General features: G+C 31.5%; 15 protein-coding genes and 1 pseudogene. 6 read left to right on the top strand and 10 right to left on the bottom strand.

Going from position 1 to position 17,262, the window contains the following annotated elements; translation table 11 throughout:
- Position 1: 1 nt before the first annotated feature.
- From CKA54_RS01490 to CKA54_RS01475, 4 genes are read left to right on the top strand one after another with little or no spacing between them, the layout of a single operon-like run.
- Positions 2–1,042, top strand: coding sequence for a D-alanine--D-alanine ligase (locus CKA54_RS01490; RefSeq protein ID WP_120759378.1), 1,041 nt, complete (start codon positions 2–4; stop codon positions 1,040–1,042).
- Between the two features lie 2 nt (positions 1,043–1,044).
- Positions 1,045–1,260, top strand: a complete 216-nt coding sequence (locus CKA54_RS01485; RefSeq protein ID WP_043019680.1) for a type II toxin-antitoxin system Phd/YefM family antitoxin — start codon at positions 1,045–1,047, stop codon at positions 1,258–1,260.
- 2 nt (positions 1,261–1,262) lie between these two features.
- Entirely contained in the window at positions 1,263–2,003 is a 741-nt protein-coding gene (locus CKA54_RS01480) for an alpha/beta hydrolase (RefSeq protein ID WP_120759376.1), read from the top strand.
- Positions 2,000–3,400 carry a UDP-N-acetylmuramoyl-tripeptide--D-alanyl-D-alanine ligase gene (locus CKA54_RS01475; protein WP_120759374.1) on the top strand — a complete coding sequence of 467 codons (1,401 nt, stop codon included), beginning with the start codon at positions 2,000–2,002 and terminating at the stop codon, positions 3,398–3,400. The genes CKA54_RS01480 and CKA54_RS01475 overlap by 4 nt, the downstream gene beginning before the upstream one ends.
- An 11-nt stretch (positions 3,401–3,411) precedes the next feature.
- On the opposite strand, the gene flgH is transcribed toward CKA54_RS01475, so the two are convergent.
- Positions 3,412–4,113 carry a flagellar basal body L-ring protein FlgH gene (gene flgH, locus CKA54_RS01470; protein ID WP_039663388.1) on the bottom strand — a complete coding sequence of 234 codons (702 nt, stop codon included), beginning with the start codon at positions 4,111–4,113 and terminating at the stop codon, positions 3,412–3,414.
- A gap of 85 nt (positions 4,114–4,198) precedes the next feature.
- On the opposite strand from flgH, the gene pta reads away from it, so the two are divergent.
- Both pta and CKA54_RS01460 read left to right on the top strand, forming a co-directional pair.
- Positions 4,199–5,668, top strand: a complete 1,470-nt coding sequence (gene pta, locus CKA54_RS01465) for a phosphate acetyltransferase (protein WP_120759373.1) — start codon at positions 4,199–4,201, stop codon at positions 5,666–5,668.
- Between the two features lie 8 nt (positions 5,669–5,676).
- Positions 5,677–6,861, top strand: a complete 1,185-nt coding sequence (locus CKA54_RS01460; RefSeq protein ID WP_120759371.1) for an acetate kinase — start codon at positions 5,677–5,679, stop codon at positions 6,859–6,861.
- A 28-nt stretch (positions 6,862–6,889) separates the two neighbouring features.
- Here the strand turns inward: CKA54_RS01460 and CKA54_RS01455 are convergent, their stop codons facing one another.
- The 9 genes and pseudogenes from CKA54_RS01455 to aspS all read right to left on the bottom strand — a co-directional run bounded on the left by CKA54_RS01455 (position 6,890) and on the right by aspS (position 17,254).
- Positions 6,890–7,660 carry a MetQ/NlpA family ABC transporter substrate-binding protein gene (locus CKA54_RS01455; protein WP_120759369.1) on the bottom strand — a complete coding sequence of 257 codons (771 nt, stop codon included), beginning with the start codon at positions 7,658–7,660 and terminating at the stop codon, positions 6,890–6,892.
- Between the two features lie 71 nt (positions 7,661–7,731).
- Positions 7,732–8,937 (bottom strand): glycosyltransferase, encoded by a 1,206-nt coding sequence (locus tag CKA54_RS01450; RefSeq protein ID WP_120759367.1) that lies wholly within the window; start codon positions 8,935–8,937, stop codon positions 7,732–7,734.
- 27 nt (positions 8,938–8,964) lie between these two features.
- A pseudogene (locus CKA54_RS01445) lies at positions 8,965–9,582 on the bottom strand (methionine ABC transporter permease); the annotation flags it as partial.
- A 23-nt stretch (positions 9,583–9,605) separates the two neighbouring features.
- Entirely contained in the window at positions 9,606–10,562 is a 957-nt protein-coding gene (locus CKA54_RS01440; RefSeq protein ID WP_120759363.1) for a methionine ABC transporter ATP-binding protein, read from the bottom strand.
- A gap of 4 nt (positions 10,563–10,566) precedes the next feature.
- Positions 10,567–13,179 carry a valine--tRNA ligase gene (locus tag CKA54_RS01435; RefSeq protein ID WP_120759362.1) on the bottom strand — a complete coding sequence of 871 codons (2,613 nt, stop codon included), beginning with the start codon at positions 13,177–13,179 and terminating at the stop codon, positions 10,567–10,569.
- Positions 13,180–13,253: 74 nt separating this feature from the next.
- Entirely contained in the window at positions 13,254–14,366 is a 1,113-nt protein-coding gene (locus CKA54_RS01430; RefSeq protein ID WP_120759360.1) for an OmpA family protein, read from the bottom strand.
- A gap of 38 nt (positions 14,367–14,404) precedes the next feature.
- The gene (ppa, locus tag CKA54_RS01425; protein WP_120759358.1) at positions 14,405–14,923 is read right to left on the bottom strand and encodes an inorganic diphosphatase; all 519 of its coding nucleotides are present in this window, start codon (positions 14,921–14,923) and stop codon (positions 14,405–14,407) included.
- A 10-nt stretch (positions 14,924–14,933) separates the two neighbouring features.
- Positions 14,934–15,506, bottom strand: coding sequence for an adenylate kinase (locus CKA54_RS01420; RefSeq protein ID WP_039663402.1), 573 nt, complete (start codon positions 15,504–15,506; stop codon positions 14,934–14,936).
- The gene (gene aspS, locus CKA54_RS01415) at positions 15,503–17,254 is read right to left on the bottom strand and encodes an aspartate--tRNA ligase (RefSeq protein WP_120759356.1); all 1,752 of its coding nucleotides are present in this window, start codon (positions 17,252–17,254) and stop codon (positions 15,503–15,505) included. Before aspS ends, CKA54_RS01420 begins: the two co-directional genes overlap by 4 nt.
- Positions 17,255–17,262 lie beyond the last annotated feature (8 nt).

The raw sequence follows: 17,262 nt of genomic DNA, 5'->3' as shown, positions 1-17,262 counted from the left end.
AATGACATATGGTGTGATTTTTGGTGCAAATTCTTATGAGCATGAAATTAGTATTGTAAGTGCGGTGGTGCTAAAAAAAGTACTTAAGGCTCCAAAGCAATTTATATTTTGTGATAAAAATAAGGAATTTTTTCTAATAGATGATGAAAAAATGAATGCAAAAACTTTTAGCAGTGGTGCTTATAAAAAAGAAAAAGCTTTGGTATTAAAGCAAGGTGGGTTTTTTTACAAAACAATGCTAGGTGAAAAAAAATTAGAAATAGATGTGGCGATTAATATCGTACATGGCAAAGATGGCGAAGATGGTAAAATAGCTGCCTTGCTTGATTTTTATGGTGTAAAATACATTGGACCGCGTTTAGAAGCTAGTGTTTTATCGTTTAATAAAATCTTAACTAAACTTTATGCTCAAAGTGTAGGAGTAAAAACACTAGATTATACAGTATTTAATTTGCATCAAGAGCAAGATGTCACTTTAGAATTTCCTTGTATTTTAAAACCTGCAAGATTGGGTAGTAGTATAGGTATTAGTGTTGTAAAAGATGAGGAAGATTTTAAGTATGCTAAAGATGTTGCTTTTGAATTTGATGAGGATATTGTGGTAGAAAAATTTGTGAGTAATATCAAAGAATACAATCTTGCAGGTTGTATGATAGATAATAAGATGGAATTTTCTATCATAGAAGAACCTAGAAAAAATGAAATCTTAGATTTTGAGCAAAAGTACTTAGGTTTTTCAGAAAGTTCTAAAGTAGGCGAGGCTGATATTAGTGAAGAATTAAAACAAAAGCTAAAAGATAATTTTATGAAAATTTACAATCCTTTATTTAAAGGAGCTTTGATACGTTGTGATTTTTTTGTGATAGATGATGGGGTTTATTTAAATGAGATTAATCCAAACCCAGGATCTTTAGCAAATTATTTGTTTGAAGATTTTACTAGCGTGATTAATAATTTGGCTGAAAATATAGAACTAGAAAGACAAATAAAAATTGATTATGCTTTTATTCATAGTATTAATGGGCAAAAAGGTAAGTTATAATCATGGCGACTTTTAGCAAAGATGAAATTTATACTGCTACTGAAGTGGTAAGAAATTTCAGCACTATGCTTGAAAAAACAAAAAAGAGTGAAAATGGTAGACTTGTGATCGTAAAAAACAATAAATTTGAAGCAGTGCTTTTGAGTTTTGAAGAATATGAGCGTTTAAACGAGGCTGTTGCACTTTTAGAGAAGATTTATAAGGATAAAAAAGGCTAGAAATGGCAAAAACTAGAGTATATTCAAATGGATATTTTTATAATTTAAGTTATGAATTAATCAATCCAAAATGTGAAAAAACGATTCTTATTTTACATGGTTGGGGTGCTAATAAAGAGCTTATGAAACAAGCTTTTGAAAAGCCTTTGAAAAATTTTAAGCAAATTTATTTAGACTTACCTGGATTTGGTAATTCAAACATAGAAGCACCGATGGACTCATATGCTTATGCAAAAGTTGTTGAAGATTTTTTAATCACTATTGATCACAAAGTAGATTATTTAATGGGGCATTCTTTTGGGGGTAAAATTGCGACTATTATGTGTCAAAATGTCCAGTATCAAGGTTTAATCTTGCTTTCAAGCGCAGGTGTGGTTTTACCAAAGAGTTTTAAGGTGCGTTTTAAGATAGCACTGTTTAAGATCTTAAAAAATCTTCCTTATGGGGATTTTTGGAGAAAGTTTTTTATAAGCAAAGACGCTCAAGGTATGAGTGAGGTGATGTATGAAACTTTTAAAAAAGTTGTGAATGAAAATTTAGAAAATGAATTTCAAAAAATCAAAAATCCCATTTTGATTTTTTGGGGCAATGAAGACAAAGCTACACCTTTAAAAAGTGGCGCGATTATACACTCTTTAGCACAAAAAGGAAAATTTTTTGCATTAGAGGGAGATCATTTTTTCTTTTTACAACATGCAAATTTTGTAAGTGAAAAAATACACGAGGAATTTCTAAAACAATGATTAACATGCTAGCGTTTTTGTGTTTAAATTTTTTGCTCGGTTTTTATTTGATTTTGGCATTGCAGTGGTATTCTTATAAGTTTTCACGCATTATATTGCACTATGCTAAACCTTGGTGGCATTTGTATTTTGCGATCATTCCATATTTTGCATTTGCTTATTTTTTGTATAGTGGAAATTTTTATCCTTATTTTGTTGTTTTGGCTTTAGCTTTAGTTTATGGTGGGTTTTTATATAAAAATTTAGATAAAAAACTTGTTTTTACTGCTAGAGTGAAGCGATATTTTATTGTTTTAATATTGTTGACTTTAGTATTTATGCCTTTTTTTTATACGGGTTTAGAAGCTTTAGCTGGAGCTTTTTTGCTAAGTTTGATAGTAGAGAAAATAAATCAAAAGTATTTTATAAAACAAGCTGCTAAAAAAATTCAAGATAATTCAAAATTAAAAATTATCCTGATTACTGCAAGTTTTGGGAAAACAAGTATTAAAAATTTCTTATATGATCTTTTAAAAGATGAATTTAAGTGTTATAAAACCCCAAGAAGTGTTAATACATTCATGGGTATAGTTAAAGATATCAATGAAAATTTACAAAATGATACGCAAATTTATATCGTGGAAGCTGGTGCACGTGAAAAAAACGACATCTTGGAGATTACAGAATTTTTAAATCCTCAAATTTGTATAGTGGGTGAAATAGGTTTGGCTCACTTGGAGTATTTTAAAAGCCAAGATAATATCCGAAAGGCAAAATTGCAGGCGTTAAAATCTAAGCGTCTAGAAAAATACTTTTTACATTCAAGTACTTTATATGAAAATGAATTTTATGATATGTGTTTAAGCGATGTTTGTGCAAGCTTGGAGGGTTTAGACTTTAAAGTTAGATTAGATGGCAAAATTTATCCTTTTCATGCTGATTTGTTAGGCGCTTTTAATGCTTATAATATTAGCGTGGGGATATTGCTCGCACATTATTTAAATGTAAATATTGAAAAAATTACTCAAAGCGTGTCTAAATTAAAGGCTGTGGAGCATCGATTACAAGTAATTTCTAGAGAACCAAAATTTATCATTGATGATGGGTTTAATGGGAATTTTAAAGGTATGAGTCAAAGCTATGAGCTTTGTAAAAGCTATAAGGGAAGAAGAGTTTTGGTGACTCCTGGTATTGTTGAAGTAAATGAAGAAGAAAATATAAAACTATGTAAAATCATCAACGAATGCTTTGACTTTGTTATTATTACTTCGCAGGTTAATAGTGCGATCTTGCAAAAATATATCAGTGTGGAAATTTTTGTTTTAAAAGAAAAAGCTCAACTTGTAGAAGCTTTAGCGCGATTGACTCATAATGGAGATTTGATTTTGTTTTCTAATGATGCGCCAAGTTTTATGTAGATCCATTTGGCTTAAAAAGGCCAAATGGTTTCCATGAATTTTGTCCCCCAAGGCTTACGTGTAGACTTATCAATATCGCCTTCTGTTTTATAAAGAATTTTTGCATCTGCAATATATTTACTGTCTATCATATTATCTTGGGAAATATCATAAGGTCTTATTACCCCACTTAGTTGAATGATTTGTTTTTCACCATTGATTAAAAGTTCTCTACTTCCTTCGATGAAATAATTTCCATTAGATAAAACTTTAATTACTCTAGCAGAAATGGTGGTTTGGAAATTTTCACTTCTAGTTTGAGAACCTGTTCCTTGATACTGTGAAGTACTTGATGAAGTGTAACCTATGTTAGTATAGTCATTTACAAAATCTCTAACTTTGCTAAGTCCAGCACCAGTAGTGATTTGTCCGCCACCTAAATTGACATTATTGTTTTTACTTGTAGCTTTAGATCCTTGCGAGTTTTGTGTGGCGTTTTCTCTAATAACTACTGTCACTAAATCATTTACATTCATAGCTTTTTTATCTGAAAATAAAGGATTGTCACCTTTGCCAAACAAAGATCCAGGATTGCTTTGAGTATTGTTATTTTGTTTAGGAGCTAGTTCTTCTACATAAGTTGGGGGCTTCATATTGATATGTGGGTCAACTGTAGCACTACAACCAAACATTACAAAAGGTAACAAGTAAAAATTAACATTTTTAAATTTCATGGCTTTATAACCTTATATTATTGTGATGAATTTTAAAATTATTATATTACAAAAAAACAATTAATTTGTTAAAAAAGAGGAAAAAATGAAATCCATGTTTTTATTAGATTGTACTGATATGCATTTTTTGCAGCAGTGCTTGGAGAGAGTGCAGGGTCAAATAGTTTTTTACTTTCCTGTTTTTAGTGAAAAAAACAAAGAAAAGATCGCATTATTTAGTGCAGAGAAAAAGCTGAAGGTAGATTTTTCTTATAGCTTTGAAAAAAATGATTATCAAGCCAAAATAACTCAAAATTCTAATGATTTTTTCAAAAAAATTATTGAAGATTTTGAAGCAATAAAAAAAGAAAATGATTTTATTGTAGTGCTTGGTGTTGATGATTTTGGTTTAATGGGAGATTTAAATTTAAATATCAGTTTGGCCAAAGAGCTAAATACTCCAGTGTATGTAAAATGCCAAGATAAAAACTATACTATGTTGAATTTTTTATTAAGCCAAAAACTAAATCAATATGTTTTATTAAAAGAAAATGAGACATTTGATCAAGAATTGTTACAAGAATACAACTATAAAACCCAAGCAAGATTTTCATATGAGCTTTTTGAAAAAGCTAAGGCAGATAAAAAAATAGTGGTTTTGCCTGAAAGTTTTGATGAGAGAGTTTTAAAGGCAAGCGAGTTTTTGATACAAAATGAAATTGTTGATTTGATATTGCTAGGTGATAGCAATGAAATTTGTGCTAAAGCAAATAGTTTAAATATCAACATAGATGGTGTGCGCATTATAAATCCTAAAAATTCTCAGTATAATGAAGAATTTGAAGAACTTTTGTATGAAGCAAGAAAAAACAAGGGAATGAGTAAAGAAGAAGCTAAAAAGCTTGTGCAAGATAAAACCTACTTTGCAACTATGCTTGTGCATACGCAAAAAGCACATGCTATGGTAAGTGGTGCAAGTACAACTACTGCTGAAACGATTCGTCCTGCCTTGCAAATTATCAAAACAAAGCCTGATGTGAGTTTGGTTTCTGGTATGTTTTTTATGTCTTTAGAAGATAAGGTATTGGTTTTTGCTGATTGTGCTGTTATGCCAAATCCAACTCCTGCGCAACTTGCTGAAATTGCTTATGTGAGTGCAAATAGTGCAAAGTCTTTTGGACTTGATCCTAAGGTAGCTTTGCTTTCGTATTCTAGCGGAGATAGCGGAAGCGGAGCTAGTGTAGATGCGATCAAAGAAGCTACTAAAATAGCTAGAGAAAAATACCCGCAACTTGAAGTAGAAGGACCTATACAATTTGACGCTGCTTATGATATACTCACAGCAAAAAGTAAAATGCCAAATTCTAAAGTTGCAGGAAGGGCAAATGTATATGTGTTTCCTGATTTGAATGCAGCAAATATTTGCTATAAAGCTGTTCAAAGAACTGCTAATTCTTTGGCGATTGGTCCTATTTTGCAAGGACTTAAAAAACCAATCAACGATTTAAGTAGAGGTTGTTTGGTGGAAGATATTATTAATACTGTGATTTTAAGTGCTATTCAAGCGCAAGAATAAGGAGAAAAATGAAAATATTAGTTTTAAATTCAGGTTCATCATCAATTAAATTTAAGCTTTTTGAAAAAGATGAAGCCCTAGCATCTGGTTTGGTGGAAAAAATAGGCGAGCAAAGCTCTAAAATAGAATTAAAAGATTTAAAAAATGGTCAAAAATATCAAAAAGAATTAGCAATTAAAGATCATGAGCAAGGTATTGAGCTTGTAAATGAGTTGTTTGCGCAAAGTGGAATTTTAAATGATTTAAATGAACTTGATGGGTGTGGTCATAGGATAGTACATGGGGGACCAAATTTAACCAAGCACTGTTTGGTAGATGATGAAATTTTAAAAGAAATTGACAGGGTTTCTCATATAGCGCCTTTACATAACCCTGCACATTTAATTGGTATAAAAACTATGATCAAAGCAGCTCCAAAGGTTCCAAATGTAACTGTTTTTGACACAGCATTTCATCAAAGCATGCCTGATTATGCTTATATGTATGCTTTGCCATATGAGCTTTATGAAAAACATCAAGTGAGAAAATATGGTTTTCATGGTACTTCTCATTCTTATGTAAGTAAACAAGCAGCACACATACTTGGAAAGGATATTAATGAATTTAACGCAATAAGTGCGCATTTAGGTAATGGAGCAAGTGTTTGTGCTGTAGAAAATGGTAAGTGTGTGGATACTTCTATGGGTTTTACTCCGCTAGAAGGTTTGATTATGGGAACTAGATGTGGAGATATTGATCCTGCTGTGTTGTCGTTTTTAGCTAAAGAATTAAATTTAAATTCTACACAATTAGACACGATGATGAATAAAAAAAGTGGTGTTTATGGAATTTGTGGCTTTAATGATTTTAGAGATATTGAAGCACAAATTGAACAAAATAACGACAAAGCAAGACTTGCTCTTGATATGTTTTGCTATCGCTTGAGCAAATATATTGGTTCTTATTTTGCAATTTTACCAAGGATAGATGCGTTGATTTTTACTGCGGGTATTGGTGAGAATGATTGCATTGTGAGAGAAAAAGTTTGTCAAAGATTGGCACATTTAGGATTTGATATAGATTTAGATAAGAATGCACAACTTAGAAATGGTGAGATCGGTAAAAAAGATTCTAAGATTAAAATTTTAATTGTTCCAACCGAAGAAGAATTAGAAATTGCTAAAATCACTACTGATTTAATTCAAAGCAAATAACCTTGAGTTTTAAAACTCAAGGTTTGTTTTAAAATGCAGGAATTACCGCACCTTGGTATTTTTCATTGATAAAATCTTTTACCTTTTGACTTTGTAAAGCTTTAACCAAGGCTTTGATTTTTGGATTATCTTTATTGTCTTCAGTTGTTACTAGAATATTTGCATAAGGACTATCTTTGCTTTCAATTAAAATAGAATCCTTCACTGGGTTTAAGTTTGCAGATAAAGCATAGTTGGAGTTGATCACTGCAAAATCTACATCATTTAAAGCTCTTGGAAGTTGGGCTGCTTTTAATTCTTTAAATTTGATATTTTTTGGATTATCTTTAATATCAAGCGGGGTTTTTAATGCTACATTTTCAAAGCTTACTAGTTTGGTACTTGCGATAATATCCAAAGCTCTACTTTCATTAGTTGGATCATTTGGAACAGCTATGGTAGCATTTTGTGGAAGCTCTTGAATATTTTTGTATTTTTTTGAGTATAGAGCCATAGGTTCGATATGAATTTTTGCTACGCTTACAAGTTTGGTTCCTTTGTTGGCATTAAATTCATCTAAATAAGGTTGATGTTGGAAGAAATTTGCATCTAGTTCTTTGCTATCTGTGCTAAGATTTGGTAAAACATAATCGCTAAATTCTTTGATTTTTAAAGTATAACCTTCTTTTTTTAATAATTCTTTGGTTTGCTCTAAAATTTCAGCATGTGGGACAGGTGTTGCACCTACTGTGATGACTTCATTGGCAAATAAACTTACTCCTAAGATGATGCTTGCTGCAAGAATTTTAAACAGCTTCATTTGAAACTCCTTTTGTATGGTTTTAAAATGCTTGATTATATTGTAAAAATATTAATAAGATGAGAAAAGTTTTATTTTAGTTTATTTTTATATTCATTTGCAAGATGTTTAAGTTCTTTTATAAAATGTATATAACCACCTTTATGCCAATTTTTTTGAGCATAAATGAGTGCTTGTCCTATCTTATAAGAATAGGTATTTTTAACTTTAACCCCTTCGCTGTGATAATCATCATAGCTTTGCAAAGGTGGGAGTTTTAAATAAGGTTTTGTTTGAAGATCTTTTTGAAACCGTCTTGCTAGTTTTTTGTGTTGTATATAAATTTTTAATAAATTAAAAGGCAGTAAAGGAAGTCTCTTTTTGTTTTTAGCGCATTCTATAAAAGCATAGCCTAGTTTATATGAGAGATGGTATTTTGTGCGTTGTATTGATTGTTTGTTATCTTTAAAGAAAGAGCCTATATAAGGACTACCACCTAGATTAATCCATTGCTCGTAGTATTCTTGCCATTTAGGCCATGTTTGATTGCAAAATTTGCTATTCCAAAAGCGACTATTGGTGCCACAAGCATGGACAATAGAGGCATTTTGCATTAAATTGGTAAGATAATGAGTGCTTCCTGTGTATTTGTCTTTGAAATCTTTAACTTTAAAATGATATTTTAAAACCATAAGAGTAAAAATACCCTGATCTTGCCAGTTTTTTGTGTGTTGTGATAGTTGGTTATAAATGAATTGATAGCATTGTAGAGGATTAGATATATGATCGGTAAAGACTAAAATTCCTGTTTGATAAACTCGTTCCTTAGAGTATTCTTTTTCTAAGGGCAGGGCTGTTTGGAGTAAAGTTTTACCTAATCTTGCGCCAAAGTGGTATTTTTTATTTTGTAATTTTTTTAACTCATGAATACTTTTTAGTAATAAAACATCAAAATCAAGATAAATAATGCTTTTGCATTCGTGTAAGAATTTAAAGGCTTCAAATCTAGCAAAAGCCATATGGGTCCATCTTTTTAGGAAAAATAAATTAGCAGCGTCTTTTTGGTTTTTTCCAAGCGAATGTAAAAACTCTTCTTGGGTAAAAGAGATAAAGTGTATGTTTTTACCTTGAGCTATTTTGCGCATAATGTTTTGATCTTCTAGGCTAAAACCATCATGTAGGATGTAAAATACATCTACATGTTGCTTCATCACATCCATAATGTTAATAAGCAAAGTCCCTATGGTAAAGCTTGAATTTTTAGTCGCTGCTAACAAGATACCTAATTCGTATTTCATGTTTTATCTTTTTGTGATTTTATAAAGCATATTTCCTATAAATTGTATGATTTGCACCAAGACAATTAAAATCACAACAGTTTGAATCATAATATCAGTTCTAAAGCGCTCATAACCATAGCGGATAGCCACATCCCCTAAGCCACCACCGCCAACAGTTCCTGCCATAGCAGAAAATCCTATTACGATGATTAAAATTAAAGTGATACCGTTAATAATGCTTGGCAAAGCCTCGCTAAACATTACTTTAAAGATAATTTGAGTTTTGCTAGCACCATAAGATCTTGCCGCCTCTATAATACCAGGATCTATTTCTTTAAATGCACTTTCTATCATTTTGGCTAAATAAGGTGCAATTCCTATAGTAAGTGGTACTATCGTAGCAGTTGTGCCTATGCTAATGCCAATGAGGTATTTTGTAAAAGGACTTAAAACCACAATAAGGACTAAAAATGGAAAAGATCTTAAAATATTGATGATAAAATCCAAAACACTATAAATACCTTTGTTTTCACATAAACCACCTTTATCGGTAACAGTAAGCACAATTGCAGGGGTTAGTGCGATTAAAAATGCTAAAAAAGTAGCTGTAAAACTCATATAAAGAGTTTCTAATAATGCTGGATATAATATATTTTCAAAATTTCTTACAATTGCCTCTATGTTCATTATGCAAGCTCCCAAATAACACCATTTTCTTGTAGGTAGTTTAAAACTTTTTCTTGATCTTTAGGTTCTATATTAATAACTAAATTTCCTAAAGCGTTATTATTTAATTTTTCTATTTTACCCCAAACGATATTAAAATCAATGTTTAAATTTCTAGCCATATGGGTAATAATGCTTTGGTTTGCCTTTTCCTTGCAAAAATATAAACGTACATTAATCCCACTTTGTGGTAAAAACTCACTTTCTCCCAAGAATTCACGCATTTTTTCACTTGGCTTTAAAAATAAATCTTCTATATTTCCTTGGCCTATGATTTGCCCATGCTCTAGTAAAACTGCTTTTTGTGCAATTTGTTTTACTGCTTCCATTTCATGGGTTACTAATACTACGCTGATGTTAAATTCTTGATTGATTTTAGCAATAAGTTCTAAAATATTATTAGTGGTGTTTGGGTCTAATGCAGAAGTAGCCTCATCACTTAGTAATATTTTAGGATTTAAAGCAAGGGCTCTAGCTATGGCAACTCTTTGTTTTTGTCCACCGCTAAGCTCATTGGGATAAGCCTTGCTTTTAACTAAAAGCCCCACAAGATCTAAAAGCTCATTAACTCTTTTTTGGATTTTACTTTTATCGTAATTGTGAATTTCTAAAGGCATGGCAACATTTTCAAATACACTTTTTCTACTCATAAGCGCAAAGTGCTGAAAGATCATTCCGATATCTTTTCTAAAAGTTCTAAGCTCTTTTTCTTTTAGAGTAGCTATTTCTTTACCAAAAACCTGTACGCTACCACTTTGATAATTTTCTAAACCATTGATGCATCTTAATAGGGTGGATTTTCCTGCCCCGCTGTGTCCAACAAGGGCGTAAATTTCACCTTCTTTTACTTCTAGTGACACATCATTGATAACTAATTCTTTGCCATAGTATTTTTTTAGATTTTGTATTTTTATCACTGATCTAGCCTTTTAAATTAAAAATTTCATCGTTAATTTTTTCAAGTTGGGCTTTGATGTTTTCAAGTTGAGTTTTATTTTGCTCCACAACCGCAGCAGGTGCATTAGAAACAAATTTTTCATTTTTCATCATAGCATCAAGTTTGTTAAATTCTTTTTCAAGTTTTGTTTTTTGGCTATTAAGTCTATTTAAAACCCCACTTAAGTCAAGATCTTGAGTTGGTATGAATACTTCTAAATTCTCACTTACATCTCTAATGGATTTTTCTAAATTTGTAGTGATAAAATCAATATTTTCGCATTTTGCAAGCGTAGAGATGAAGTTGGTATAATGTTTTAATTCAGCGATTAAACTTTCATCATTTAATTTTATACAAGCTTTTTGAATTTTTGTATTTGCAAGCTCTACTAAGGTTTTTGCACGACGTAAACTAACTATGCTTTCTATAATGATATTGAATAGTTTTTCAATTTTTTCATCTTTGATGTCACATTGAGGATATCTTGAAACCATGATAGATTCGTGAGTATGGATGGAAGTTTTACTTAACTCATGATATAAATACTCGCTAATAAATGGCATAAAAGGATTGAGAAGTTTTAAAGCTTCTTTGAAGATACTTCCCAACTCTTTTATGCTTGATTTTTCAGCTTTGCTAAGTTCAATACCCCAATCACAAAATTCATCCCAAAAGAATTTGTATAAAGTATTTGCTGCATCGTTAAAGCGATAGTTGTCTAGATTTTCTCTTGTTTCTTTTACGCATGTTTCAAAACGAGATAGCATGTATTTTGCTAAATTGGATTGAATTTTGTTTTTGTCTAAATCTTCAAATTTTTCCTCATTTAAAAGCAAAAATTTACTTGCGTTATAAAGTTTGTTGGTGAAATTTCTAACTTGTATGAGTTTGTCATTGCTTAGTTTTATATCTCTACCTTGGATAGCTAAAAGCGCAAGAGTAAAGCGCAAGATGTCAGCGCTGTATTCATCCACGCTTTGCACTGGATCGATGACATTACCTAGAGATTTGCTCATTTTTCTACCTTGTTCATCTTTAACCAAAGCGTGTAAATATATATCTTTAAAAGGAAGTTCACCTAAGGCATTAGTGCTTTGAAACATCATTCTAGCAACCCAGAAAAATAAAATATCAAAACCGGTAATTAATAAAGAATTAGGATAAAAATCTTTTAAATCATTTTCAGACCAAAGTGTATTTTTACCCCAGCCTTTATTGCCCCAACCTAGGGTGCTCATTGCCCAAAGACCTGAAGAAAACCAAGTATCTAAAACATCAGGATCTTGCTTGAAGTTAGTGCTTTGGCACTTTGGGCATTGACTTGGAGTTTCCTCGCTTGCCCATTCATGGGAGCACTCACAATAATACACAGGAATTTGATGACCCCACCAAAGTTGTCTTGAAATACACCAATCTTTTAAGTCTCTCATCCAAGCATTAAAGCTATTAATCCAATGTGCAGGGTAAAACTGACTTCCACCAAGATTTACTTTTTCTATGCTTTCTTTTGCAATTTCATTTTTTACAAACCACTGTTTGGAGATGTAAGGTTCTACTACATTTTTGCAACGATAGCAGTATCCTACTTGATTGGTATAATCTTCTATTTTTTCAACAAAACCTTTTTCTTGTAATTCTTTGATGATAACATCTCTTGCTTCTAATCTTTCTAAGCCTTTAAAATGCAAGCAATGTTCATTTAAAATACCTTTTTCATCAAAGATAGTGATAAATTCTAGCTGATGTCTTAAACCTACCTCATAGTCGTTGTGATCGTGTGCAGGTGTTACTTTTACAAAGCCTGTTCCAAACTCCATGTCTACATGCTCATCAGCAATAATAGGAATTGTTCTATGTATTAAAGGTAAAATAACATTTTTACCAATTAAATGTTTAAATCTTTCATCATTTGGGTTGACCATCACAGCGCTATCACCAAAGTAAGTTTCAGGTCTTGTTGTGGCTACTACGATGTATTCTTGAGAATCTTCTAGAAAATACTTAAGATGATATAATTTTCCTTTATTTTCTTTATGTTCTACTTCTATATCACTTAAAGCTCCATCATGGGTGCACCAATTTACCATATAGTTGCCGCGTACAATAAGCTTTTTATCATAAAGATCAACAAAAGCTTTTTTAACCGCATTAACCAAACCATCATCCATAGTAAAGCGTAAGCGACTCCAAGCAGGAGTAATGCCTAAAATTCGCATTTGTTTAACTATAGTACCACCGCTTTGTTCTTTCCACTCCCAAACTTTTTTTATAAATTCTTCTCTTCCAAGCTCCTCTTTTTTTATACCTTGAGCTAAAAGTTGTTTTTCTACGACATTTTGTGTAGCAATACCTGCATGATCAAGTCCTGGTTGGTAAAGTGTTTTATAACCATCCATTCTTTTATAGCGTGTGGTGATATCTTGTAGAGTACAAGTAAGCGCATGCCCTATGTGTAAAACACCTGTTACATTAGGTGGTGGCATCATGATACAAAAATTTTTGCCTTTTTCTTGAATTTTCTCATTACCGTTGATTTCAAAATATCCGCGTTCTTCGCAAATTTTATAATATTCTTTTTCTAGTGATTTATCATACATGATTATTACCTTGAGAATGAAAATAAATTGTTATGTTAGCTTAAAATTGTTAAAGAAGTTTTTAATTTTAGAAATTAGTTATAAAAACTAATTTCTACTTTACGGTTGTTTTGTCTTTGAGAGTCAGATTTATCTTTAGTAGGATAGGTATCCTTTCCTAAAGATTCGATCTCGATTACTTCGGTAAAACTAAAGAAGTGTTTAGCTACATTCATTGCTCTATTCAATCCTATCATATAATTTGCAAAAGCGCTTCCTCTATCATCTGCATAACCTTGAATTTTAACCTTTTTAATGATATCTTCTCTAGCTAGATTTTGATTGATTTTTTCTAATAAATCTTCATTGCTATATTCGCTATAGCCGTTTTTGTCAAATAAAAATTTCAGATTTGAAATTTTTACATCTACGTAGTTATATTTTTTCTTGTTTTTTTCAAATACGATGTCTTTATTATATATACTTAGTTTCATATTATCATTAGAAAGCATATCAATAAAAATAGTTAGATTGTAATCTTGAGAGTTGTTTTCGATAGGGTTGATCATCTCTTTTAAAACCCCAATCCTATAATCACTTAAATTTTTACCATCTAAAACATAAACTTTGACAAAATCATTACTAAGTTGTGGTTCATAGCGACTTGTTTTGCCTTTTGCTATGTATTCTTGCATGGTATTTTTATAAGTATTGGTTTTTTTGTGAGTTTGTTTTACATCTTGTGTGTTTTTGTTTTGTATAGTTTGGGTTGTTTTTGTTTGGATTATTTGAGCATGAGATTGAGTTTTTTCTTTCTTTACTTCAGTGGTTGTGTTTTTTTCTTGTGCGCTAGTGTTGTTATCTTGTGTATTAACGCTTTCTTTTTGTGTAGTGGTATTTTCTTTTTGTATATTTACATTAGTGGTGTTTGGCTCTGATGTAATTGTGTTATTAGCTAAAGAGTTAGCCTGACTTTCATAAGGTTTTTCTTCGTTTGTTTGAGTGTGATTTTCATAAGTATTATGACTTAAGTAATTTTCTTCGTGATTATATTGGTTGGTTGATGAACTATAGCTTTGATAAGAATTATTTTTCTTATAATCATATACATAAGTATTTGAAGAATCATCAAAATACCATATATAAAATCCTATGCTAGCACCTAGTAATACAACAAAAGCTACACTTAAAGCAATAATACTTTTCATTTTTATCCTTTTAAAAGTCCTTTTTTAAAGGACTTTGATTATTTGTAATTTTTAATAGAATTTTCTAAAATTTCACTTGCTTTTTCGATACCTGCAAATTCTTTTACTTTTACCCATTTGTTTGGTTCAAGCATTTTGTATGTTTCAAAGAAATTTTTGATCTTGTCTAAGCTTGCTTTTGGGAGATCATCTAGACTTTTAATGTTATCATACCTTGGGTCGATTTTGCTTACAGGAACAGCTAGTAATTTTTCATCCATACCACTTTCATCTTCCATTAGCAACACGCCTATTAAACGACAAGGGATTACAGCACCTGCTTGAATAGGGTATTCATTTAATACTAAAACATCAATAGGATCACCATCATCTGCAAGAGTATTTGGTATAAAACCATAGTTTGCTGGATAAAACATCGCTGAGTACATCACACGATCAACCATAATAGCTCCGCTTTCTTTATCAAGTTCGTATTTGATATTGGATCCATAAGGAATTTCAATAACCGCATTTAGCTTGTTTGGTACTTCTCCAACTTTAATTTTACTAATATCCATTTTTTATCCTTTATTTTAATAAATCATTAATTAAATTTTTCATATCCGCTACGATAGCTTCGATACTTCTTTCACCATTGATTATATGGTGGATATTTTCTTTGGTATAGAAATTTGTTATTTCTTCTAAAGGTTCTAAATAAACTTTCATTCTATTGTTGAAAACTTCTTCATTATCATCAGCACCTCTAGCACGTCCCAAAACTCTTTCTCTGGCAACTTCTTCACTAACTTTTACTTCTATAACACCTTTTAAATTTACTTCATTTTGATTTTTTAATACTTTATCAAACTCGAGCATTTGCTCCACGCTTCTTGGGTAACCATCGATAAGTATCGTGTTAGTTGGAGCGTTTTTTAAAGCCGTGATAATGGTATTTACAACTACATCTAGTGGGACTAAATTCCCTTTAGAAATAAAACTATCAATGGTTTTTCCAAGTTCACTACCACTAGCAACTTCTGCTCTTAATAAATCTCCTGTAGAATAATGAGTAATGTTTGCATCATCTGCTGCAATAATGCTTGCATCAGTTGTTTTACCACTGCCCGGTGCGCCTATGATTAAAAATAATTGTTTCATTTAGTATTCTCCCTTAATCTTATACCTAATTCTCTCATTTGTTCATTGCTTACTTCGCTTGGAGCTTGAGTCATAAGACATTGTGCTCTTTGTGTTTTAGGGAAGGCAATTACTTCTCTAATGCTTGATGATTTAGTCAAAAGCATGATAAGTCTATCTAAGCCTATTGCTATACCGCCATGTGGAGGAGCTCCAAAACTTAACGCATCTAGTAAGAAACCGAATTTCTTTTTTTGTTCTTCTTCGTCGATATTAAGCAGTTTGAAAACTTTTTGCTGGATAGCGCTTTTGTGAATTCTTATACTACCGCCACCTAACTCAACACCATTTAAAACCACATCATGTGCGATTGAGTTAATCTCTTCTAAATCTTGCTCGTCAATATTTTTTGGCATTGTGAATGGATGGTGCATTGCAGAATAACTACCATCATCGTTTTGTTCAAACATAGGAAAATCAACAACCCATAAGAATTCTAATTTATCCTCATCGATAATTTTCATTTCATCGGCAAGGAATAATCTAAATCTACCCATGTAATCTAGCACAGTTTTCTTAGCTCCTGCACCAAAAAATACCACATCGCCCACTTCTAATTCACATCTTTGAATTAAAGCATTTAAATCCTCTTCGTTAAAGAATTTGCAAAGTGGACCCTTAGGACCATCTTCTTTCATTTGAATAAATGCAAGTCCTGCTGCTCCAAATTTGCGTACAAATTCTTCAAATCTTTGCATTTGACGTTTTGAGAAAATCGTATCTCCTTTTGGAACTCTTAAGGCTTTGATACGATTTTTCTTTGTATCTTTTGCGATATTTGTAAAAATTTCATTGTTTGATTTTGCAAAAATATCGATTACATCGATCAATTTCATATCAAACCTTAAATCAGGTTTATCCGAACCATAACACTCCATCGCTTCTTTATAACTCATTTGTCTAAAAGGAATGCTAATTTCTTTTCCACAAGCTTGAAAGATATCTTTAAGTAGGTTTTCAGCCATGGTTATGATGTCTTTTTGCTCACAAAAGCTCATTTCTATGTCTATTTGAGTAAATTCAGGTTGGCGATCTGCTCTTAAATCTTCATCTCTAAAGCATTTTGCTATTTGAAAGTATCTATCAAAGCCTGAACACATTAAAAGTTGTTTGAAAAGTTGAGGACTTTGAGGTAGGGCATAAAATTCACCTTGGTGTACACGCGATGGGACTAGATAATCTCTTGCACCTTCTGGAGTAGCTTTAGTTAAAATAGGAGTTTCAACCTCTAAAAATCCCATTTTAGCTAAAGAGTTTCTTGTTGCAATACATGCTGTAGATCTGAGTGCGAAATTATCATAAAGTTTTTTACTTCTTAAGTCTAAAAATCTGTATTTTAATCTTAATTCTTCATTAACACTTTCATCGCCTATAGCAAAAGGTATCACTGCGCTTTCATTTTCAATAGTAAGTTTGTTTATAACAACTTCTATTTCTCCGGTTTTAAGTTTTGGATTTGCCAATCCCTCGCCACGTGGACGAATTTTACCTTGCGCGATTAAAACATATTCGTTTCTTACGGTTGAAGCGATATGGTGTGCTTCTTGGTTATCTGTAGGATCACATACTAGTTGTATTAATCCGCTACGATCTCTAAGATCGATGAAAATTACACCTCCATGGTCGCGGTATGAATTTACCCAACCACATAATGTTACTTCTTCGCCAACATTTTGTATGTTAAGCTCTGTATTATAATGTGTTCTCAAAATTTTTC

Source organism: Campylobacter sp. P255, assembly GCF_003627915.1.
Classification (GTDB): domain Bacteria; phylum Campylobacterota; class Campylobacteria; order Campylobacterales; family Campylobacteraceae; genus Campylobacter_D.
The sequence above is the reverse complement of the archived record's forward strand: the minus strand, read 5'-3'. Positions and strand labels throughout refer to the sequence as shown.

Excerpts from the sequence above, each read along its gene's own strand:
- CKA54_RS01435 (WP_120759362.1), bottom strand. The coding sequence starts at position 13,179 with ATGTATGATAAATCACTAGAAAAAGAATATTATAAAATTTGCGAAGAA.
- CKA54_RS01460 (WP_120759371.1), top strand. The coding sequence starts at position 5,677 with ATGAAAATATTAGTTTTAAATTCAGGTTCATCATCAATTAAATTTAAG.
- ppa (WP_120759358.1), bottom strand. The coding sequence starts at position 14,923 with ATGGATATTAGTAAAATTAAAGTTGGAGAAGTACCAAACAAGCTAAAT.
- CKA54_RS01475 (WP_120759374.1), top strand. The coding sequence starts at position 2,000 with ATGATTAACATGCTAGCGTTTTTGTGTTTAAATTTTTTGCTCGGTTTT.
- CKA54_RS01490 (WP_120759378.1), top strand. The coding sequence starts at position 2 with ATGACATATGGTGTGATTTTTGGTGCAAATTCTTATGAGCATGAAATT.
- CKA54_RS01450 (WP_120759367.1), bottom strand. The coding sequence starts at position 8,937 with ATGAAATACGAATTAGGTATCTTGTTAGCAGCGACTAAAAATTCAAGC.
- flgH (WP_039663388.1), bottom strand. The coding sequence starts at position 4,113 with ATGAAATTTAAAAATGTTAATTTTTACTTGTTACCTTTTGTAATGTTT.
- pta (WP_120759373.1), top strand. The coding sequence starts at position 4,199 with ATGAAATCCATGTTTTTATTAGATTGTACTGATATGCATTTTTTGCAG.
- CKA54_RS01455 (WP_120759369.1), bottom strand. The coding sequence starts at position 7,660 with ATGAAGCTGTTTAAAATTCTTGCAGCAAGCATCATCTTAGGAGTAAGT.
- CKA54_RS01420 (WP_039663402.1), bottom strand. The coding sequence starts at position 15,506 with ATGAAACAATTATTTTTAATCATAGGCGCACCGGGCAGTGGTAAAACA.
- CKA54_RS01480 (WP_120759376.1), top strand. The coding sequence starts at position 1,263 with ATGGCAAAAACTAGAGTATATTCAAATGGATATTTTTATAATTTAAGT.
- CKA54_RS01430 (WP_120759360.1), bottom strand. The coding sequence starts at position 14,366 with ATGAAAAGTATTATTGCTTTAAGTGTAGCTTTTGTTGTATTACTAGGT.
- CKA54_RS01485 (WP_043019680.1), top strand. The coding sequence starts at position 1,045 with ATGGCGACTTTTAGCAAAGATGAAATTTATACTGCTACTGAAGTGGTA.